General features: G+C 70.4%; 17 protein-coding genes. 11 read left to right on the forward strand and 6 right to left on the reverse strand.

The window, feature by feature from the left end:
- Nucleotides 1-50: 50 nt before the first annotated feature.
- Nucleotides 51-1,130, reverse strand: coding sequence for an NAD(P)-dependent alcohol dehydrogenase (locus EXE63_RS05990; RefSeq protein WP_372513158.1), 1,080 nt, complete (start codon nt 1,128-1,130; stop codon nt 51-53).
- A 27-nt stretch (nt 1,131-1,157) separates the two neighbouring features.
- Here EXE63_RS05990 and EXE63_RS05995 point away from each other — a divergent pair, with 27 nt between their 5' ends.
- Entirely contained in the window at nt 1,158-2,126 is a 969-nt protein-coding gene (locus EXE63_RS05995; RefSeq protein WP_168141215.1) for an NADPH:quinone oxidoreductase family protein, read from the forward strand.
- A gap of 54 nt (nt 2,127-2,180) precedes the next feature.
- Here the strand turns inward: EXE63_RS05995 and EXE63_RS06000 are convergent, their stop codons facing one another.
- Complete coding sequence (locus EXE63_RS06000) at nt 2,181-3,788, reverse strand: CocE/NonD family hydrolase (protein WP_168141216.1); 1,608 nt, start codon at nt 3,786-3,788, stop codon at nt 2,181-2,183.
- 77 nt (nt 3,789-3,865) lie between these two features.
- Here EXE63_RS06000 and EXE63_RS06005 point away from each other — a divergent pair, with 77 nt between their 5' ends.
- Entirely contained in the window at nt 3,866-4,192 is a 327-nt protein-coding gene (locus EXE63_RS06005) for a DUF732 domain-containing protein (RefSeq protein WP_168141217.1), read from the forward strand.
- Here EXE63_RS06005 and mbtM read toward each other — a convergent pair.
- Complete coding sequence (mbtM, locus tag EXE63_RS06010; protein ID WP_234904380.1) at nt 4,189-5,772, reverse strand: long-chain-fatty acid--ACP ligase MbtM; 1,584 nt, start codon at nt 5,770-5,772, stop codon at nt 4,189-4,191. The genes EXE63_RS06005 and mbtM overlap by 4 nt on opposite strands.
- A gap of 214 nt (nt 5,773-5,986) precedes the next feature.
- Here mbtM and EXE63_RS06015 point away from each other — a divergent pair, with 214 nt between their 5' ends.
- The 3 genes from EXE63_RS06015 to EXE63_RS06025 all read left to right on the forward strand — a co-directional run bounded on the left by EXE63_RS06015 (nt 5,987) and on the right by EXE63_RS06025 (nt 8,594).
- Nucleotides 5,987-6,475, forward strand: a complete 489-nt coding sequence (locus tag EXE63_RS06015) for a DUF309 domain-containing protein (RefSeq protein WP_234904381.1) — start codon at nt 5,987-5,989, stop codon at nt 6,473-6,475.
- Between the two features lie 32 nt (nt 6,476-6,507).
- Nucleotides 6,508-8,019: a PucR family transcriptional regulator gene (locus EXE63_RS06020; protein WP_168141218.1), complete on the forward strand. Its 1,512-nt coding sequence runs from the start codon at nt 6,508-6,510 to the stop codon at nt 8,017-8,019.
- A 119-nt stretch (nt 8,020-8,138) separates the two neighbouring features.
- A complete protein-coding gene (locus EXE63_RS06025; RefSeq protein ID WP_168141219.1) occupies nt 8,139-8,594 on the forward strand; it encodes a GreA/GreB family elongation factor in 456 nt (151 codons plus the stop codon).
- 2 nt (nt 8,595-8,596) lie between these two features.
- Here the strand turns inward: EXE63_RS06025 and EXE63_RS06030 are convergent, their stop codons facing one another.
- From EXE63_RS06030 to EXE63_RS06040, 3 genes are all read right to left on the reverse strand, one after another.
- Nucleotides 8,597-9,241 carry a hypothetical protein gene (locus EXE63_RS06030; RefSeq protein WP_168141220.1) on the reverse strand — a complete coding sequence of 215 codons (645 nt, stop codon included), beginning with the start codon at nt 9,239-9,241 and terminating at the stop codon, nt 8,597-8,599.
- A gap of 63 nt (nt 9,242-9,304) precedes the next feature.
- Nucleotides 9,305-9,838 (reverse strand): putative immunity protein, encoded by a 534-nt coding sequence (locus tag EXE63_RS06035; RefSeq protein WP_168141221.1) that lies wholly within the window; start codon nt 9,836-9,838, stop codon nt 9,305-9,307.
- Nucleotides 9,835-10,728 carry a hypothetical protein gene (locus tag EXE63_RS06040; RefSeq protein WP_168141222.1) on the reverse strand — a complete coding sequence of 298 codons (894 nt, stop codon included), beginning with the start codon at nt 10,726-10,728 and terminating at the stop codon, nt 9,835-9,837. The genes EXE63_RS06035 and EXE63_RS06040 overlap by 4 nt, the downstream gene beginning before the upstream one ends.
- 216 nt (nt 10,729-10,944) lie before the next feature.
- Here EXE63_RS06040 and EXE63_RS06045 point away from each other — a divergent pair, with 216 nt between their 5' ends.
- From EXE63_RS06045 to EXE63_RS06070, 6 genes are all read left to right on the forward strand, one after another.
- Entirely contained in the window at nt 10,945-11,808 is an 864-nt protein-coding gene (locus EXE63_RS06045) for an urea amidolyase associated protein UAAP1 (protein ID WP_168141223.1), read from the forward strand.
- Nucleotides 11,805-12,485 carry an urea amidolyase associated protein UAAP2 gene (locus EXE63_RS06050; protein WP_168141224.1) on the forward strand — a complete coding sequence of 227 codons (681 nt, stop codon included), beginning with the start codon at nt 11,805-11,807 and terminating at the stop codon, nt 12,483-12,485. The genes EXE63_RS06045 and EXE63_RS06050 overlap by 4 nt, the downstream gene beginning before the upstream one ends.
- A gap of 2 nt (nt 12,486-12,487) precedes the next feature.
- A complete protein-coding gene (gene uca, locus EXE63_RS06055; RefSeq protein WP_168145427.1) occupies nt 12,488-16,090 on the forward strand; it encodes an urea carboxylase in 3,603 nt (1,200 codons plus the stop codon).
- Nucleotides 16,087-18,588, forward strand: a complete 2,502-nt coding sequence (gene atzF / locus EXE63_RS06060) for an allophanate hydrolase (protein ID WP_168141225.1) — start codon at nt 16,087-16,089, stop codon at nt 18,586-18,588. Before uca ends, atzF begins: the two co-directional genes overlap by 4 nt.
- 9 nt (nt 18,589-18,597) lie before the next feature.
- A complete protein-coding gene (locus EXE63_RS06065) occupies nt 18,598-19,629 on the forward strand; it encodes an isopenicillin N synthase family dioxygenase (protein WP_168141226.1) in 1,032 nt (343 codons plus the stop codon).
- Between the two features lie 85 nt (nt 19,630-19,714).
- Nucleotides 19,715-21,208 (forward strand): sodium:solute symporter family transporter, encoded by a 1,494-nt coding sequence (locus EXE63_RS06070; RefSeq protein WP_168141227.1) that lies wholly within the window; start codon nt 19,715-19,717, stop codon nt 21,206-21,208.
- Nucleotides 21,209-21,212: the final 4 nt, after the last annotated feature.

Genomic DNA, 21,212 nt, shown 5'->3' on the forward strand with positions numbered 1-21,212 from the left:
CAATCAGTCGGCGCCGTTGCCGGTGGACAGGCCTTGCCTGGACAGGGATCTTAACGCCCGGTGAGCAGCACCGGCTTGATTGCCCGGCCGGCCTTCGCGGCGGCCCACGCCCGGTCGAAGTCGTCGAACGGGTAGCTGGTGATCAACTTGTCCAGCGGCAGTTCGCCGCGGCGGTGGTACTCGGCGAGTTGCGGAATGAAGACCTGCGGGTCGCTGTCGCCTTCGACCACGCCCCGGACCGTCAGCCCCTTTGCCATGATCAGCGTCACCGGTAGCTCGGCGGTCGGCGCCCCGAGACCCACCAGAGCCAGCGTGCCGCGTGCGGCCAGCACCCCCACCGCCGAGGCGATGACATCGGGGCGTGCGGTGGTATCCACCGCGCCGGCGACTCCCCCGGTCAGGTTCACGATCTCGGCGGCGGCATCGGTGCCGGTCGGGTCCAGGGTGACGGTGGCGCCCAGCTCGGCGGCCAGCGCGCGCCGCTCGGCGATCGGGTCGACCGCGATGATCGTGGCCGCCCCCGCAATCCGGGCGCCCATCACCGCGGACAGCCCGACGGCGCCGGCACCGAACACCGCGACGCTGGGGGCTGCGCCGATCACGTTGACGACCGCGCCGACACCGGTCTGCACGCTGCAGCCCAGCGGGGCGGCCAGCGCCGGGTCGAAGCCGCCGGGCAACGGCACCGCGTTGCGGCTGCCGGCGATGGCATGGGTGGCGAAGCTGGACTGCCCGAAGAAGCCACCGGTGATGGGTACCCCGCCCAGCCGCAGTGCGCTGGTTTCGTCGCGGCGGCCCCCGCGCATGTTGAGGTTGGTGGACGCATCGCAGTAGGCGGGCCGGTCCTGGGCGCAATTGCCGCAGGCGCCGCAGCTGGCGAAGGTCAGCACGACCTGCTCCCCGACCCGGCGCTGCGCCTGCGGGCCGACGGCGACGACGGTGCCCGCACCCTCGTGCCCGAACACCATCGGGGTCTTGCTGAAGAAGGACGCCATGGTGATGTCGGTGTGGCAGATTCCGACGGCGTCGATGCGCACGAGTACCTCGTCACCCACCGGATCGCGCAATTCGATGTCGGTGAGCTGCGGATCCAGTCCGGGCTCGAGGAGTACCGCGGCACGTGCCCTGATCACTTGACGCATGTTAAATGGTCAGTCATGCGCGCAATACAGATACCCCGGTTGGACGGTCCCGACGCTGCGGAGCTGGTGGACATCGACGAACCCGCCGCCGATGGTGTGGTGATCGATGTGCACGCGGCCGGTGTGGCGTTCCCGGATGCGCTGCAGACCCGCGGCCTCTATCAGTACAAGGCGCCGCTGCCCTACGTGCCGGGCGCCGAGGTGGCCGGTGTGGTGCGCAGTGCGCCCGCGGGATCGGCGTTCGCGGCCGGTGACCGGGTCGCCGGGTTGTGCATGCTGACCGGTGGGATGGCCGAGGTGGTGACCCTGCCCGAGGAGCGGGTGTTCGCGCTGCCCGACAACGTGTCCTTCGAGGCGGGCGCCGGGGTGTTGTTCAACGATCTGACGGTGCATTTCGCGCTGCGCACCCGCGGCCGGATCGCCAAGGGTGACACGGTGCTGGTGCACGGCGCGGCCGGCGGTATCGGCACCTCGACGTTGCGACTGGCCCCGGCGTTCGGTGCGGCGCGCACCATCGCGGTGGTCAGCTCGCAGGACAAGGGCGAAATTGCCCGGGCGGCAGGGGCATCCGATGTGGTACTGGCCGACGGCTTCAAGGACGCGGTCAAGGAACTCACCGGCGGACGCGGGGTGGACATCGTGCTGGACCCCGTCGGTGGTGACCGCTTCACCGACTCGCTGCGCTCGCTGGCCCCGGGCGGGCGACTGCTGGTGGTCGGTTTCACCGGCGGCGAGATCCCGACGGTCAAGGTGAACCGGTTGCTGCTCAACAACGTTGACGCCATCGGTGTCGGGTGGGGCGCCTGGACCGGGACGCATCCGGGTTATCTGGCGCAGCAGTGGGCCGAGCTGGCGCCGCTGCTGGCCTCCGGCGCGGTCAGCGCACCCGAGCCCGTCGTCTACCCGCTGGAGCGCGCCGGTGAGGCGATCGCATCGTTGGAGAACCGCAGCGCCAAAGGCAAGGTCGTCCTCAAAGTCCGCTAGTACCGGCGATTTGCGCACATCCGCCGGCGGTGACCGCCGGTGGATGTGCACTAGTCACTCGGGGACGGGCAGGATGAGCCGCGAGCCCGGGCCGATCTCGTGGGTGGCGCGCAGCAGCCGCGACGCCGACCACACCGGCTCGCCGGTGCCGGGGTTGCGGGCGAATCGCGGATGCGACCCTCCGGCGACGGCGACCCGGATGCGCGCACCGGCCGCGAAGCGGTGCGCGATCGGGTCGAGGTCGAGCTTCAGCAGTTCCTGCGCCCCCGGTACCCGGCTGACATAGCCGTCGCTGACGTTGCGGGAGCGTCCGTCGCCGTCGACCTCGCTGATCCGCACCCACACATCGGCCCAGCCGGTATCGGCACTGTGCGCCAACTCGATTCGCGGTACCCCGATCACCTCGAGTGGCTCGTCGAGTACCGGGCCGGTGAAGGTGACGACGTCACCGCGGGCCGCGAGCGCGGTGTCGTCGCGGTAGCCGCGCGGGGCGAACAGCAGGCGTCCGCCGACGGTCGGCGTCGGATCCGCCGGGTCGAACACGAACCGGGCCACGGCGGCACCGACCGGTGCGGGTTCCGCGCCGAGCCTGGCCCGCGGCCGCAGGTGCAGCACCCGTTGCCCGGCAGGCGGCGGCCAGGCCGGCAGCTGACGCCATTCCCCACCGCCGGTGACGTGGACCCGCACCCCCACGGGGCGCTCGCCGTCCAGCCAGCGCAACGAATCGCGCAGCACATCGCCGCCGCCGTCGCCGTGGCTCCACGGACCGATCACCAGCGACGGCCGCACGCCGCGGTCTTCGAGCTGCCGGTACTGATCGAGAGTCTGGGTCAGGAAGACGTCCTGCCAGCCGGTGACCAGCAGCACGGGGGTAGTGACCCGCTGCAACGCATGCCCGAGCCGGCTCGGCCGCCAGTACGGGTCGGACAGGTCCGGGGTGCGCAGCCAGGCCTCGTGCCACGGGGCACGGCCCTTCAGCATCTTCGCGCCGGCGTCGCTGAGTGGCACCGTGCTCAGCGGGCGTTTCAGCCGCCACGGCACTGTCACCATCCGCGCCACGGTGCGCAGTGTGCCGCCGTCTTCCTGCCGAGCAACCTGGAAACTCCAGGTCAGGAAATCCGCGAGGGCGAATGTACCGGTGCTCCAGCCAGATTCGGCGAAGTCGTGCGGGGCCATGCCGATCACCGAGGTGCTCAGTTCGGCAGGCGGGTCGGCCAGTAGCGCCCACTGGGTGAAGCCCAGGTAGGACGAGCCGACGGTGGCGAACGCACCGCCGAACCAGGGTTGCTCGCGCATCCAGGCCACCGTGTCGGCGGCATCGTCGGCCTCGGCGACCCCCGGCTCGAAATGCCCTTCCGATCCGAAAGTTCCTCGCACGCTTTGCATCACGACGCGATAGCCACGCTCGGCGTAGATCCCGGCGGTCACCGTCGCCGGCAGGTTGGCCCGGCCGTAGGGGGTGCGGATCAACACCGTGCCGGTCGGGTCGGCCACCGGCGTATACAGGTCGGTGAGCAGCCGCACCCCGTCGCGCATCGGTACCGCGAGATCGTGGGTCACCCGGTATCCGCTGACGGGCCGGGGCAGCCCCAGCCGCCTGCGGGTCATGCGGGTCACCAACCGCACGATCGGGCCGGGCCGGGTCTCCACAGTGCTCGCCATCGCGCTCCATTGTTGCGGATGGGCCACGAAAGCCCGAATGGACGCTGGCGGGGCTGCCGATGACCTACCTTCGTGTCATGCACAGAAGTCTGTTCGGCGGCCTGACCGCCCTCACCGTGGCGTCGGCTGCGCTACTCGGTGCGGCGCCCGCCGGAGCCGATCCGCAGACCGAACGTGCCTATGTCAATGCGCTGACCAACGCCGGCATCATTCCCGAGTTCTACACCGCACCCGCGGCGCTGACGAGCGCGCAGAGCCTGTGCCGCATCATGGGCACCGGCGTCAGCCAACTCGCGGTGGTCGACAACGTGATGGCATCTGACTCGGTGCCCGAGGATGTCGCATCGTTCGTGGTGGGCACCGCCACGGTGGCGTTCTGCCCCTGGCACTCGATGAACAGCTAGCCGCCGGCGGCGACCTCGAGGCCACGTTTGACTTCGAGCCTGCGCAGCTTGCCCGACGACGTCCTGGGCAGCGTGCCGGGTTTGACGAACACCACATCGGCGGGAACGACCCCGCACCCCGAGGCGACCTGCTGCATCAGTGCGGCGCGGGTGCCGGGTTCGTCGGGGCCGCGGAACTCGGCGGTGACGACCAGGCCGGGGCGGATGGAGCCCTCCCCGACGCCGACGGCCACCACCGCACCCTCGCGCACCCCGGGAACCAGGGCCGCGATCCGCTCGACCTCGGCCGGGAAGATGTTGCGGCCGGCCACGGTGATGATCTCCTTGGCGCGTCCGCACACCACCAGGCCGCCGTCGACGAAGTAGCCCAGATCGCCTGTGCGGAACCATGCGTCGGCGGTGCGGGAGGCCTCGCCGAGGTAGCCGGAGAACATGGATGTGCCGCGGATCGCGATCTCCCCGAGCTCACGGTCGGCGACCTCGGTGGCGGCGTTCTCGTACGGTTCGATGCGGACTTCCATCCCGGGGATGGCCGCACCCAGGACGGCATGCCGGCGCGGCGCGGTGCCGTGCTCGGTGGTGAACACCGTCTCATCGATGCGCATACCGACACCGGGCACCGGAACCGTGACCGCACAGGTTGATTCGGCAAGTCCGTAAGACGGAGACAGCGCACCCGCGGAGAAGCCGAAGCGGGCCATCTCGGTGGCGAAGCGCTCGGTCAGTTCACAGTCCACGGGTTCGCCGCCGTTGAGTGCGAAACGCAGCGCGGACAGATCGACATCGGTGACCCGCCTGGAGTACTTGCCGATCATGCCGTAGGCCATGTTCGGCGCGGCGGTGACCGATGCCCCGCTCTCGGAGAGCCAGTTCAGCCAGCGGAACGGTGAGGCCTGGAATGCCGAGGTGGGCGCCTGCCAGACATCGCTGCCGGCCAGCGCCCCGGAGAGCAGGAAGCTCAGGCCCATATCGTGATAGAGCGGCAGCCAGGAGCATCCGATATCACCGGGACCGATCCCGATCCGATGGTTGAGTCCGCTCAGGTTGGCCAGCACCGCCGCGGGTGGCAGTTGCACGGTCTTGGGTGTGCCGGTGGAGCCCGCGGTGCCCTGCATGATCGCGACCGCAGCATCCAGGCACGGCAGCCGGAGACCGGTCGACCGCCGCGGATGCGCCACCGTCGCGAGGTCGACGATAGTCGGCGATTCGCCTGCGCTGGAAAGCTTTTCACGGTAGACACCTTGGCTGCCGACCCGCCCGGCGGAGATGCCGCGGAACCGGGCCTGGGTGGCCTGCGCCCACTGGGTGGTGTCGGCACCGCGGATCGGTCCCGGCAGGATGGACACCGCCGCGCCCGCCAGGAAGGCACCGATGACCGAAGAGATGAGTTCGGCGGTCGGCTCGCCGACCAGACCCAGACGGCGAATGTCCTCGTTGAGCAGAAAGTCGGCGACGTTCTCCGCGCGTGCGTAGATCTCCGGCCACGGGTGGCGGATCCACTGGCCGTCGGCGAGCAGCACCAGATCGTTGGCGCTGGCGGTCAACGACTCGGCCAGCGCGGACGCCAGAGGGTTCACCATGATTGGAAACTATATGACGTTTGCTCGTTTTGGTTTCGTCCACTGACGACGGCGACAATTTGACATTCGTTCGGTGGTTGTGCGCAATTCCGCGACCTGCCGCGTACCGGGCCGGATGTTTCGCCGGTCGCTGAGGACTTCCTCAGCTACCACTGTGGGCAGGGCGCCTCGATGCGGCCGGCCCAGCGCCAGCGGGTGCTGCCAAGCTGTACCGGTGGGTTCCGATGCCGAGCGCGACCGCGACGACACCGGACGGCCGCGCAACACCCGGCCCCGCGACGCGCTGGGCCGGCCGCTGCCCTACGGCAGCACCGGGGTGCCGCGCATCCCCGACGATCTGCGACTGTCCCCGACCGAGACCTTGCGCTACGCCCAGGACCTCCTCGACCGCGGCCAGGCGTTCGGCGCGCACGAGGTGCTGGAATCGGCGTGGAAGGACGGCCCGGATTCCGAACGCGCACTGTGGCAGGGGCTGGCGCAGCTGGCGGTCGGCATCACCCATGTGCAGCGCGGTAACCCGACGGGTGCGGCCACGCTGCTGCGCCGGGCTGCCGGGCGACTACGCCCGATCGAGCTGCCCGCCCCGTACGGCATCGACGTCGCCGGGTTGATCGACCGGGCCCAGGCGCTGGCCGATGACCTCGACGGCGGCCGCGATATCGCCCCCGACCGGCTACGCATCCGGCTGCTCGGCGCTGACTAGGCTGGGCATCCGGCACGACGGAGGAGCCGCTCATGGTCACCCTGGACCGCCTGGTGAACGTCCTGGGCAGTTACGGCGTGCGCTTGTGCACCTCGGCGATATCGCGCGCGACGGTGCTGCGCAGCGTGGCGCTGCACGAGGCAACCGAGGAGACCGGCCCGGTCATCGGCGATGTGTTGCTCGCCGTCGGCGCGCGGTCGGTGCCCGAGGCGGTGCAGTGGGCGCGCGCCAGCCAGTCGGTGGCCGTCCTGAGCCGCGGTGACGAGTCCGGCGTCGGCGAGGAATCCGATGTCGCGGTGCTGGTGGTGGATTCCGCGGTGCCGTGGAGCGAGCTGGCCGCCATCGTCTACGGACTGGTGTTGGAGGGCCGCGAGACGGCCGCCGGTCGCGGCCCCACCGACCTGTTCGCGCTCGCCGACAGCGTCGCCGACTCCATCGGCTGCGCGGTCACCATCGAGGACGCCCATGCGCGGCTGCTCGCGTACTCGCGGCTGCAGGCGCACGCCGACACTGCCAGGGCCGACACCATCCTGAACCGCGAGGTACCCGCGGAGGTGCGTGAATTGCTCAGTAACCGTGGTGTTTTCGCACACCTGGTGGCATCGGACGAACCGTTGTTCGTCGACGCCGAACCCGCCCTCGGCCTGACCGGGCGGACGGTCGTGGCGGTGCGGGCCGGCCGCGAACTGCTCGGTTCGGTGTGGGGCACGTCGCGGGAGCCGCTCGATGATGCCCGGCGCCGCGCGCTGTCCGACGGGGCCCGCACCGTGGCCATGCATGTCCTGCGTTCGCGCGCGAGTGCCGACCTGGAGCGTCAGGTCGAGTCCGATCTGGTGGCGCGGCTGCTGGACGGCTCCGCCGATTCCGCGACCGCGGCCAGCAGGCTCGGGTTGCGCCGGACCGGGCTGCGGGTGATCGCCGTGCACGCCGATATCGCCGGTGAACCGCATGCCGCGCTGCTGCTGGCGTTCGAACACGCCACCTCCGGATTCGGCTGGTCACGTCCCGGCCGCAGCAGCCTGGGCCGCAACACCCTGTACACCGTGCTGCCGAGTGAGGATGTCGACCCGGCCCGGCGGTGGGTGAGCGCGCTGCGCGGCGCACTCCCGGCCCACACCACGATCCGGGCCGGTATCAGCGCACCCGCCGAGGCCACCGAGCTGGCGGCGGCTCGCCAGGAGGCCGACGAGTGCCTGGCCCTGCACGAAGACCCGGCGACCCCCGATGACGTACCCGCCTACGACGAAACCTGGCACGACATCCTGCTGCAGCGGCTGCGCACCGCAGCCCGGTCCACCCGGGTGCCGGCGCGCGGACCGGTGGCCGAACTGCGGCGCCACGACGCCGCGCAGTCCACCCAGTACGTCGCCACGCTGCGCGCCTGGCTGACCGCGCAGGGTGACCTCGCCCAGGCCGGCGAGGCACTCGGCGTCCACGAGAACACCGTCCGCTACCGGCTGCGCAAGATGGCCGAGGTCACCACGCTGGACCTCGACGACCCGCACAAGCGGCTGGCGATGACGATCGAGCTCGCCGCGCAATAGGACATGTCGGGAACCGACAAATGCGACCGGTCCGGTTGTCCCGTCCGGGCAAACGCACCGGGGCGCCGCCGGGCCACCATCGAGTGGACGGCCCGATCGACGGCCGATGAGGAGAACCCATGCGCCCGAATCACCATGTGTGGATCAGCAGGCAGTCCCGCGACCGGATGGAAGCCGAGCTCGCCGACCTACTGGCGGTCAGCGCCGACGACGACACCACCGATTGGGACATGCACCAGGCCCGAAAGTCACGGATCTGGCAGATCCAGGATCTGCTGATGAACGCCGCGATCGACGAGACGCCGGCCGATGACGGAATCGCCGAGCCCGGAATGATTCTCACCGTGCGCTTCGACGGCACCGGCGAGACCGAGACCTTCCTGCTGGGCACGCCGATCGCGGAGCTCGGTGACCTGGAGGTGTGCTCGGCGCAGTCGCCGCTGGGCGATGCCATCTCCGGTGCCCGCCCCGGGGAACAGCGCAGCTACCGGGTGCCCAGCGGGGCGCAGGTGTCGGTGACCCTGCTCGACGCGGCACCGTACGGGGTGCGCGCACCGGACCCGGCCGCCGGCTGAATCTACTGCGGGTTGCAGATGCCCTGCAGCTTGGCGTTCTCGTCGTCGGCGTCCTTGACGCGTTCCTGGTGCGCCGGGTCATCGCTCGGAATGTTGGCGACCGCGGCGGCCCCGACGTCCATCAACGCGTTGCCGAAGGCCCGTGCCGCCTCGGCCAGTTGAGGCTCGGTCGCCGGGTCCACCCGGTTCAGCATGTAGACACCCCCGCCGTAGAGGGCGAGGCGCGCGTTGGTGGCGATGGCGATGGCGCCGATGGCGTCACCGTCGGCGGCCTGCAGGCCGCTGCTGTTGGCCACCCCGGTGCTGACCACCAGAAAGGCATCGCACACCTTGGCCTTCGCCTCATCGCGCTGGGCGTCGGTGAAGGTCGGCTCCGGCGCCTCGGTCGGCGCCGCGGTGGGGGCATCGATCGGGGTCAGCGGATTGCGCCACATATAGGCAGATGCGCCCAGGGTGGCGATGGCCAGCAGCATGGCGATGACGGCGATGACCACCGGGCTGCGGCCCGAACCCTCCGACTGCTCCGCGTCGTCCCCGGCCGCGTCCGCGGGCTCGGCCTGCTTGCTGCCGTTCACCTCGTTGGCTTGGTCTTCCGAAGCGGAGTCCTCGCGGACGGCGTCGTCCTCGGGCGTGGTTTCGTCAGGCACGCCGGCAATCGTAGCAACGCGGTGTCTGCGGGCGGGTGGTCCGTAGTGGGTATTTGCCCAGTTCTACGGGGTTGTGCGCAGCGCATCGTCCAGGATTTTCATCAGCTGAGCGGTACGGCTACGGCCGGCCGCCGCGGGTGGATAGCGCCGCAGAATCCCGCGCAGCTCGGGTGTGGCGCGGCCGGCGGCCCGCGCGATCGCGTCGTGCGCGGCGACAGGGCCGGAGACGGCGGTGATCTCGGCGATCCGTGCGGCATTGGCATCCGCCCGAAGAATGTGTCCCACCTGGTGTGCCTTGGCGATCGGATGCAGATAGGCCGCGGACGCCGCGTCACCGGCGGCCTGGGCGGCCAGCCGCGCGACCGCGTCAGTGGCGCCGGCGGCCGCGCGGTGCGCCTCCATCGATGTGGTCCGCTGCAGTGCGGACCGCGGCGCACCGCCGACGAAGAGCCACGCCGCCGCGATGGCGTCGCGCGGCCGGGTGTCACCGGGATGGACTTCGGCGTAGAACGGAAGCAGCGCTTCCGCCGCGGCCGCCACGTATTCGGTGACGATGCGCAGATCGTCGGGCGACAGGTCGAAATCCGCCGGTGTCACGGGTGGTCGGGGTACAGGCCGTACGTCCCGGGTGCCAGCGCCGCCTGTTCCAGGAACACCTGCATGGCGCCCAGCATCTGCCAGTGCAGACGCTGCAGGCGCAGCGCGAGGTCGGCGCTGGGTTCGAAGATCGCCGGACCACTCGCCGGTGCCGGCGGGAGCTCACCCAGGATGCGTGCCATGTCGACCTCGATGAAGGTGAAGTCCCCGTAGGGCCGCTTCGGGTCGGCGGCGGCCGCCGGGTAGCAGCCGGCGTCGAGGCGGCCGCGGCATTCGTATTCCGAAGGCCAGCGGATCTCGATTCCGCGCAACAGCTTCAGATGATCCTCGGTGAGGTTCACCTGCCCGTCGGCATCCAGGCCCAGGTCCTCGGCGGACAGTTCGCCGTAGCCGCGCAGCGCGCTGCGCACGTCGGCAGGCGCCACGTTGGTCAGCGCATAGCGGCCCGGCGCCAGGGTGGCGTGCCGCAAGGCGCGCGCCAACACGAAGTACATCTCCACGTGGCGGCGCCCGAGTTCATCGGCGTCGCCGGTCCCGAAGACCTCAGCCAGCTGGGCGAGCAGATCTGAGCGCCCGTACGGGCGGTCCGGATCCAGCATGGGCGCCCCACGTTCGGCACCGTCCCAGGTGAGTCGCGCCTGGCGCAGCAGCCCGAGGTGGGCGTCGGTGATCTGCAGGGATCCGTCACCGAACCAGTCGCCGCCGTCGAGCGCGAGTTCGTCGCGGGGGTCGCTCCACGTCTCATACACCGCGTCCGGCACGTTGACGCGGTTCGACCGGAACATGTTGTCGGTGGCGGCTTGCAGTGCCGCCTCGTGCCCGCCGCCATCGCTGCGGGAGCGCCGGTAGGCGCCGATGAACGTGACCATGAACTTGGCGCGCTCGAACACCACTCCCCCTTCGCCGACCCCTCGCGGAGTTCAAGCATAGGCAGCGCAGCAGCCGCTAATACCTGTCACTTGACAGAAACATTCGCAGCACGCTGTTAACAGCATCCGAATCATCGGTTACATCACGGCAACCATCACCGCCCGCACGGCGCGAAAACTGTCACCTGACAGAAAGCCCGTCCATCCGGCGGGCTCCCGACTTTTCGAGGGTGGTCAGTGAGCAGCACCGACACGGCGTCCGAAACCGCCACCACGGCAGGAGCACGCACGCACGCCCGCGCCCAGCACGGACGCACCGCAGAATTCATGCGCCACATTCCGGCATCGACCTCCCCGACGACACCTGCCGGAGTACCCGCGGAATCCCTGGTCTGGTCCGAAACCGTGGCGCCGGGCGGCTATTCGAGCGCGACACTGGCCCGCGGCACCCGAGTGCGGCTCACCGACCCGGCCGGGGACACCTGCGCGCACCTGCTGCTGCACCGCGCCGACGCACCCCATGAGCGACTCAATGTCGCCGACACCGTGAAGGTGCCCTGGCAGGCCTACCTCGGCAACGGCCATCCGCTGCTCAGCGGTTTCGGCCGCGCCTTGGCCACCATCGTCGCCGACACCTCCGGCACCCACGACGCGCTGACCGGAACCTCCACCCGCGCAGGCAATCTGGAACGCTACGGCGCGGCCGCACCGGAGTCCCCCTCCCCCGCCGGCCGCGAACTGTTCACCCTTGCCGCGCTGAAACACGGCCTGGACCGCCGCGACCTGCCACCGTCGGTGTCCTTCTTCCAGGGCGTGCGCGTGCAGGCCGACGGCACCTTCGACTGGGTCGGCTCCGCGGGCGCCGGCACCTCGGTGGAGCTGTTGCTGCACGTCGATGCCATTGTGCTGGTGGCCAATACGGCACACCCGCTGGACCCGCGACCGGAGTTCACCTGCTCCCCGCTGGTGATCCACGCCTGGCCGGCACCCGCCGACCTGGGTCGGCTCACCGACGGAGAGTTGGTGGGGCCGTTGGGACCCGAGCACCGCCAAGCCATCGCCAACACCGACGCCGATCTCACCGCGAGGGGACAGTTGTGACCGCCACCGCCACGGTGCCCGCCCTGATCGACGGGACGGTCGTGCTCGACGAGTACGTCGCGGCGCGCGCCGCCTGGTCCGCGGTCGTGGCCGCCGGGGACGTGCTGACCATCGTCGACCTCGCCGGCAACCAGGCCGTCGACTGCCTGCTCTACGCGGCCGCGGACACCGGCGTGCGGTACTCGGCACAGGAGACGATCCGCCGCCAGGGCCGCATCACGCTGACCACCGGCTCGGTGCTGCGCGCGGACACCGGGGACGCGTTGATGACCGTGGTCGCCGACGAAGTGGGCGTGCACGACACCCTCGGCGGCGCCTGCTCCAAGGAATCCAACACGCTGCGCTACGGGCAGCACACCCGCGCCCAGCACGGCTGCCTGGAGAACTTCCTGCTCGAAGGTTCCCGGCACGGCCTCGGTGCGCGGGATCTGGCCAGCAACATCAACTGGTTCATGAATGTGCCGGTAGACCCCGACGGAGCGCTCGGCATCGTCGACGGCCTGTCCGGCCCCGGCAAGCGGGTCGCCCTGCGCGCCGATATCGACACGCTGGTGCTGGTGTCGAACTGCCCCCAGATCAACAACCCCTGCAACGCATTCGAGCCGACCCCGGTCCGGATGATCGTCACCCGGCCTGCCGGGGCGAGCACCACAACGGGAAATAGGGAGGTGGTGTGAGCATGCACAACGTCCTGATCGCCAACCGGGGTGAGATCGCGGTGCGGCTCATCCGCGCCGCCAAGGGGCTCGGCATGCGCACCGTCGCGGTGTTCTCCGACGCCGACCGCGGCGCCCCGCACGTCGCGCTGGCCGATGACGCGGTACGGGTCGGTCCCGCCGCACCCCGGGACAGTTACCTGCGCACCGAGGCCATTCTCGCCGCCGCGGCGTCCTCCGGAGCGACCATCGTGCATCCCGGATACGGATTCCTCTCCGAGGACGCCGATTTCGCCGCGGCCGTGGAAGCCGCCGGCATCGCGTTCGCCGGCCCCACCGCGGCGCAGCTGCGCGAGTTCGGGACCAAGCACACCGCGCGGGCCGCGGCCCGCGCGGCCGGTGTGCCGATCTTTGCCGGCTCCGACCTGCTCGACGATCCGGACGCCGCGGTGGCTGCCGCCGACGTGATCGGCTACCCGGTGATGCTCAAGGCCACCGGCGGTGGCGGTGGCATCGGCATGCAGGTGTGCCGCAACGCCGACGACCTGCGCACGGCGTACCAGCGGGTGGTGTCCCAGGCCGAACGCAGCTTCGGCTCGGCCGGCGTCTTCGTCGAGCGCTATGTCGAGAACGCCCGCCACGTCGAGGTACAGATCTTCGGTGACGGCACCGGACGTGTGCTGTCGCTGGGTGATCGGGACTGCTCGCTGCAGCGCCGGCACCAGAAGGTGATCGAGGAGGCGCCCGCACCCGCGCTGCCCGACGCGATCCGTGATCAGTTGCACGCCACCTCACGCGCACTGGCCGCCTCGGTCAACTATCGCTCCGCGGGCACCGTCGAATTCGTCTACGACGCGGCACGCCGGGAGGCGTCGTTCCTGGAAGTCAACGCCCGCCTGCAGGTCGAACACCCCGTGACCGAGGCCGTCACCGGAGTGGACCTGGCCGCCTGGATGATGCGGCTGGCCACCTGCGATGCGCGCATGCTCGACGAATACCCTACCGGCACAGTGCCGGTGACCGGACATGCGGTGGAGGCGCGCGTCTACGCCGAGGACCCGACCCGCGACTACCGACCCAGCGTCGGCACCATCACCGCCGTCAGCTTCCCCGACCCCGAACTGTTTCCCGACGTCCGGGTGGACGGCTGGGTGCAGGACGGTACCGAGGTCACCGCGTCCTACGATCCGCTGCTGGCCAAGGTCATCACCCACGCCGGGGACCGGGACGCCGCGCTGACCCGGCTCGGCGAGGCGCTGGCCGGCACCGAGCTGCACGGCATCGAGATCAACATCGGAATGCTCTGCGCCGCACTTGATCACGACGATGTGCGGGCGGCCCGGCACAGCACCGCCACCCTCGCCGAGGTCACCGATCCCCGGCCCCGCATCACTGTCAACCGGCCCGGCCTGTTGACCACCGTGCAGGACGTACCCGGGCGGGTCGGTCTCTGGCAGGTCGGTGTACCCCCCAGCGGCCCGATGGACGACCTGTCGTTCCGGCTCGGCAACCGCGCCCTGGGCAACCCCGAGGACGCCGCCGGACTGGAGTGCACTGCGTCGGGCCCGGCGCTGCGGTTCACCCACCCGACGACGGTCTGCGTCACCGGCGCCGAATGCCTGGTCACCGTCGACGGCGCCCCCGCCCCGATGTGGGAACCCGTACAGGTCCCGGCGGACGGTGTCCTCGACATCGGCACGGCCGAGACGGCGGGCCTACGCACCTACGTGCTGTTGGCCGGCGGCCTCGACGTGCCGGCCTACCTGGGCAGTGCGTCCACCTTCACCCTCGGCCGGTTCGGCGGGCACGGAGGCCGCGAACTGCACGCCGGAGATGTGTTGCGCACCAGGGCTTTCACCACCGAGCCTGGCGGTCCGGTACCGCTCGACGAGCGACCCGCCTTCGGCACCGAATGGGAACTGGCCGTCACCGAGGGCCCGCACGGGGCACCGGAGTTCTTCACCCGCAGCGATATCGACACTCTGTTCGGGGCCGCCTACCGCGTGCACTTCAACTCGGCACGCACCGGTGTCCGCCTCGAAGGCCCCAAACCGCAGTGGGCCCGCCCCGACGGTGGCGAGGCCGGCCTGCACCCGTCCAACATCCACGACAACGCGTACTCCGTCGGCGCGCTCGATTTCACCGGTGACACCCCGATCCTGCTGGGCCCCGACGGTCCGAGCCTCGGCGGATTCGTCTGTCCCGTCACCGTGGTGGCGGCGCAGCGCTGGAAGCTGGGACAGCTACGTCCCGGTGACACCGTACGGTTTGTGCCGGTACGCGCAGCCGAGGCACCGTCGCGCATCGAGCTCGGGCCTCGCCGGGTGGCCCGGCTGCCCCGTAGCGGAGACGGTGATGACGGGGTGCTCGCCCGCCGCACCGGTGTCGACGGCGCGCCCGCGGTCACCTACCGCCGTAGCGGCGATGACAACGTGCTCGTCGAATACGGCGATATCGTCCTGGATCTCGCGTTGCGGGCTCGGGTGCATGCCCTGCACACGCGCCTGGAGGGCAGCGCCACCGGCATTCTCGACCTCACCCCCGGCATCCGTTCCCTGCAGGTGCACGTCGACCCCGATGTGTTGCCGGTCCCCCGGCTGCTCGGGCTGCTCTCCGAGATCGAAGACGACCTGCCGGCCTCCTCCGAACTGGTGGTCCCCAGCCGTCAGGTCCGGCTCCCGCTGAGCTGGGATGACCCGGCCACCCGAGAGGCCATCGCCCGGTACACCTCCGGGGTTCGTGATGACGCGCCGTGGTGCCCGTCGAACATCGAATTCATCCGGCGCATCAACGGTTTGGCCGGCCAGGCCGACGTCTACGACACCGTCTTCGCCGCCGAGTACCTGACCCTGGGCCTCGGCGATGTCTACCTGGGGGCGCCGGTGGCGACCCCGTTGGATCCCCGGCACCGGCTGGTCACCACCAAGTACAACCCGGCCCGCACCTGGACCGCCGAGAACTCCGTCGGTATCGGCGGCGCGTACCTGTGCATCTACGGTATGGAGGGCCCCGGCGGCTACCAGTTCGTCGGCCGCACCACCCAGGTGTGGAGCCGCTATCGGCACACCGCGCCGTTCGAGCCCGGCAGCCCCTGGCTGCTCAGGTTTTTCGACCGAATCTCCTGGTATCCGGTGTCGGCGGAGGAACTCCTGGAGTTGCGGGCCGATATGGCCGCGGGCCGGGGTTCGATCGACATCACCGACGGGACCTTCTCGCTGGCCGAGCACGACCGGTTCCTGGCCGACAACGCCGACGATATCGCCGCGTTCCGGGCCCAGCAGGCCACCGCGTTCGGCGCCGAACGCGCCGCCTGGGAACGCGCCGGTGAGTTCGACCGGGCCGAGCGTGCCGCCAAGAACGCCGTCGTTCCCACAGCCGAACTCATTCTCGGAGACGGCGACCAGCGCGTCGACGCGCCGTTCTCCTCGAGCGTGTGGAAGGTCGACGTGGCCATCGGCGAACAGGTTGTCACCGGCCAACCGCTGCTGGCGCTGGAGGCCATGAAGATGGAGACCGTCCTGCGCGCACCGTCGGACGGTGTGGTCACCCAGATCCTGGTCTCGGCCGGGCACCTGGTCGATCCCGGCACACCGCTGGTCGTCGTCGGCACCGGCGGACACGCATGAGCGCCGTCGAGCGGGTCCGTGCCGCCTACGCCGCCATCGCGGCGGCGGACCGCCCCGAGATCTGGATCACCCTGCGGCCGTTGACCGATGCCCTGGCCGACGCCGAGCAGGTCGACGCCTCCGATAAGTCGTTGCCACTGGCGGGACTGGTCGCCGCGGTAAAGAACAATATCGACATCGCCGGCATCGCGACCACCGCCGCGTGCCCGGGCTATGCCGACGGTCCCGCCGCCGCCGACGCCACGGTGGTGACCCGGCTGCGTGCTGCCGGCGCGGTCATCATCGGGGCGACCAACCTGGACCAGTTCGCCACCGGTCTGGTCGGCACCCGCAGCCCGCACGGTGCGGTGCGGGATTCCCGCCGACCCGAGTACATCTCCGGTGGCTCCAGTTCGGGCTCCGCGGTGGCCGTCGCCCTGGGCCTGGTGGACATCGCGCTGGGCACCGATACCGCCGGATCCGGGCGGGTCCCGGCCGCCCTGCAGGGCATCGTCGGGATCAAACCGACCCTCGGGGTGGTCCCGACCGACGGGGTGGTGCCCGCCTGCCGCTCGTACGACTGCGTGACGGTGTTCGCCCGCGATATCGACACCGCCGACACCGCCGTGGGTGTGATCGCCGGCGGCGCACGGCACTTCCCGGCCGACGCCCCGCTGGCCGCACCACCGCTGACCCGGGTCGCGGTGCCCCGCGCGCTGCCCGGACTGTCCCCGGAGTGGGCGCAGGCGTTCCGTGCCGCCGCGGACCGATTGGCCACCAACGACATCGAGATCGTCGAGATCGACCTGGACCCGTTCCTGGAGGCGGCCCGGCTGCTGTACGACGGCGGCCTCGTGGCCGAACGCCACGACGCGGTCGGTGCGTTCGTGGACGCTCACCGAGACGACGAAGACCTGGACCCGACGGTGGCGGGCATCATCGCCGCCGCCGGTGCGGTGCCGGCCACCCGCCTGCTGGCCGACCGGGTGCGCCTGGACGAGCTCACGGCGACCGCGATGGCCGAACTCGGCGACTGCCACGCGCTGCTGATCCCCACCACCACCGGGCACCCCACCATCGCCGAGGTGAACGCCGACCCCGTCGGGGTCAACTCCCGGATGGGTACCTACACCAACTTCTGCAACCTGATGGACCTGTGCGCGGTCGCCGTGCCGTCCGGAACTGATGCGCAGGGCACCCAATTCGGTGTCAGCGTCCTCGCCCGTGCCGGTGCCGACGCGCTCGCACTCGACCTGGCCCGCATGGTCACCCTGCACTCCGCGGGCGTGACACTGCCCGGCGCGGCATCGGTCCCCGCGCCCGCCGCACCCTGGCCGGCACGCGCCGGCCTGGACACCACCGCCCTACTGGTGGTGGGTGCGCACCTGCGCGGTCAGCCGTTGGCCTGGCAGCTCGACGACCGCGGGGCACGCTGGTGCGGCCCGGTCCGCACGGCACCGCGGTACCGGCTGGCCCGGCTGGACACCGACCCGCCGAAACCCGGGCTGGCGCGCGTCGCCCCGGGTGACGGCGCCGCCATCTACGGCGAGCTCTGGCTCATCGGCACCGCGATGCTCGGTGATTTCCTGGCCGCGCTGCCCGCACCGATGTCGTTGGGCCGGGCGACGCTCGCCGACGGCACCGAGGTGGTCGGGTTCGGCTGCACCGCCGAGGCGTGGGACGCCGGGCAGGACATCACCCACCACGGTGACTGGCCCGGCTATCTGCGCCGCGTCGGTCGGGGCGCCGAGGTCACCCGCAGCGATCTCAGCCACCGCAGTTGGCGGCGTCTGGCCATGGCGGTGCCCGGCGCCGTCGTCGACACCACCACCGAGGTGCAGTGGTTGCAGGCCGGTGAGCTCTACATCGACCTGCGGACCCCGGCCGGCATGGCGGAGATCACCGGCCGCGCGCTCGACGAACTGACCCGCGAGGACCTGCTCGCGTTGTGCGAACAGCAGGCCTTCGCCGGACGTCTGGAGGACGACGGCGCGGAATGGACGTGGTGGCGGGAGGTGGATCTGCACCCGGCCGATCCGTTGCCCGACCGCGGCGGGCTGCACCTGATCGACGGGATTCTCGTCGAAACCGGGATCGGCCGTGACTATTTCGAGGACTGGGCGGCCGAAACGCATGAGGTGAGCGGTCTGGAACTGGCGTTGCACGATGACACCGGCCGACCCGGCCTGTTGCTGCGGGTCGGTGCGCACTTCGGCTACGTCCGGGGACGGGCCGCCGGCATCGCACCGGCACCAGGTATGAGCTTGCGGGACGCGGTGGCCTGCGCCGATCTGGAGTCGGCGCGCGCCCTGCTGGACCTGGAGGTCTCGCTGGGCACCGTCGAGGACGATCGCTGGCTCATCAGCCGATCGACGCTGCCGTTCCGTGTCGGTGACGATCTGGCACCTGAGCTCGGCTCCGGGGAGATCACCGTCGCCGAACGTGACACCGCAGGCACCCCCGTCCGCCGCCGGTGGACCGTCGCGCTGGACCGCTCCGAACCCCTACTGGCCCTTTAGGACTGATTCGTGACCACTGACTTCACCGACATCCCGGTACTGGACGTCTCGGGGCTGCTCGACGCGTCCGGCCCCGGCTACCGCGCCGCAGTCGATGCACTCGGCGATGCCGCCCGGCACGTCGGTTTCGCCCAGATCGTCGGCCACGGCGTCGATCCCGCACTGTTCGAGGCTCTGCTGGAACGCACCACGGCGTTCTTCGCGCTCCCCGACGCCGAGAAACAGCGCGTGCACATCGCCAACTCCTCCAATCACCGCGGCTATGTGCCACCCGGGGAGGAGATCTTCTCCGCCGGCACGGTCGATGCCAAAGAGGCGTTCGACCTGTCCATCGATCTGCCCGCCGACGACCCCCGCTACCTGGCGGGTCACCCGCTGCTGGGCCCCAACCAGTGGCCCGACCTGGCCGGCTTCAGGGAGGCCGTGACAGCTTGGTATGACGCGGTATTCGCGCTGTCCCGGATCCTGCTGCGGGCCTTCGCGGTGGCACTCGACGAACCGGCCGACCGCTTCGACAGGTATGTCACCGCGCCGCCGTCCCAGCTGCGGCTCATCCACTACCCGTACGATCCGGCCGCCGCCGACCGTCCCGGGATCGGCGCACACACCGACTACGAGTGCTTCACCTTGCTGCGGCCCACCGCACCCGGACTGGAGGTGCTCAACGCCGCAGGCACCTGGGTCGACGTCCCTCTCATCGACGGTGCATTCGTGCTCAATATCGGTGACCTGCTGGAGATCTGGACCAACGGCGAGTACGTGGCGACCAGCCACCGGGTGCGCAAGGTCGCCGAGGAGCGCTACTCCTTCCCGTTGTTCGTCAACGTCGACGCCGACACCGTGGTCGCCCCACTGGACGCCTTCCTCGGCGATGACGCGGATGCGGCGAGGCCCACCGTGGTCGCCGGTGATCATCTGTTCGCCCAGACCGCACAGAGCTTCCGCTATCTGCAGGACCGGGTACGCCGAGGGGAGGTGACGATGCCCGAGGGTGCCCAACCGCTGGACACTTTCGGGCGAGATGCCTTGCTGCATCGGTAGTTCTGTCCCGCAGTACCCGCTCGTCCGGCAACGGCGCCGTATCCCTTTCACTTTCTCAAACCTCCTCCCCCCTTTGGAGTTCGCCATGATCATCACCGGCGTTGCCATCTTCCTGCTCATCCTCACCGTCAGCGGTGTGGTCTCCGCGCGACGGGTGCGCGGCGACTGTTCGAACTACCTTGTCGCCGGCCGCGCCCTGCCCGCCGCGCTGGTCGCCGCGGTCCTGATCGCGCAGCCCGTCGACTCGAACGCCACCATCGGCAATGCCGACCTGTCAGCGGCTTTCGGCTTCTGGGCGGGCGCCGCACTGCCGATCGGCCTGGCCCTGTGCCTGCTGCTGATGGGGTTGTTCTTCGCCAAACGCATGCGGACCGCCGATGTCGTAACGCTGCCCGAGTACTTCCGCAACCGGTTCGGCCGGGCCACTGAAGTCGCGTCGTCCTACCTGACCATCGCCAGCTTCATCATCCTGCTGGCCGGCAACCTGGTGGCAATCGGCTTCCTGCTCGAACGGTTCGTCGGCGTCTCCTACGCCTACGGGATCCTGCTGACCATCCCACTTGCACTGCTGTACACCATCACCGGTGGCATGTTCGCCAGCGTCTACACCGGCGTGACGTGTGTGGTCGTCAACATCATCGGGGTGGTCTCCCTGGTGACGTGGGTGGGCACCACGCACGGTTTCAGCGCGCCCGAGGGCATGGGCGCCGGCGATCTGGCGCAGCTCACCTCCAGCGAATCCGGTGCGGTCATCAACTGGGCCACCATCATCGCGCTCGGCCTGGGCAACCTGGTCGCCATCGACCTGATGCAGCGGGTGTTCTCCGCCCGCACTCCCCGCGGCGCCCAGAACGCCTGCTTCGCCGCGGCGGCGGGCATCCTGATGCTCTGCATCCCGCTGTCGTTCGTCGCGCTGGCCGCGGTGAGCATCGTCGGGGACGCGGCCGCGGACGGGCCCATCCTCTACACCCTGCTCGCCCAGTACGCCCCGGTGTGGCTGGCCATCATCGTTATCTCGGGTCTGCTCGCGGCCACCCTCACCACCGTCAGCGGCATCCTGCTCGCAACGGCGGCGGTGCTGGTGCGCAACGTGTTACGCATCGACGCGGATGCACCGGTGATGACACCGCGGGTGCTGCGGGCCACCCGGTGGGCGACGTTGCCGATGGCCGTCCTGGCGGGCGTGGTCGCGCTGCGGGTGCCGCAGACCGGCATTCTGCTGACGCTGTCCTTCGACCTGCTGCTGGCCAGCCTGGTGGTGCCGTTCATCCTCGGGCTGTACTGGTCGCGGGGCGGCGCCGCCGCGGCCGGCGCGGCCATCGTGGTCGGGATCGGGGTGCGGCTGACGTTCTTCGTGCTGACCCCGACCATCTACGGCGTCGACAACACCCTGTTCTACGTGCCGAATGAGTGGGTGACGACGGCGGCCGACGGCTGGAGCACCCTGCTGGCCGGTGCCGCGTCGCTCATCGCCTACGTGGCGGTCGCCGCGGTCACCTCGCGGCCCGTCGCACCCATGGCGGCGTCCGAACCGGAAACCCAGCCGGCACCGGCCGTGCTGACCTCGGCCCAGTCCTGAGCAA

The organism is Mycolicibacterium frederiksbergense (genome assembly GCF_012223425.1).
Classification (GTDB): Bacteria; Actinomycetota; Actinomycetes; order Mycobacteriales; family Mycobacteriaceae; genus Mycobacterium; species Mycobacterium frederiksbergense.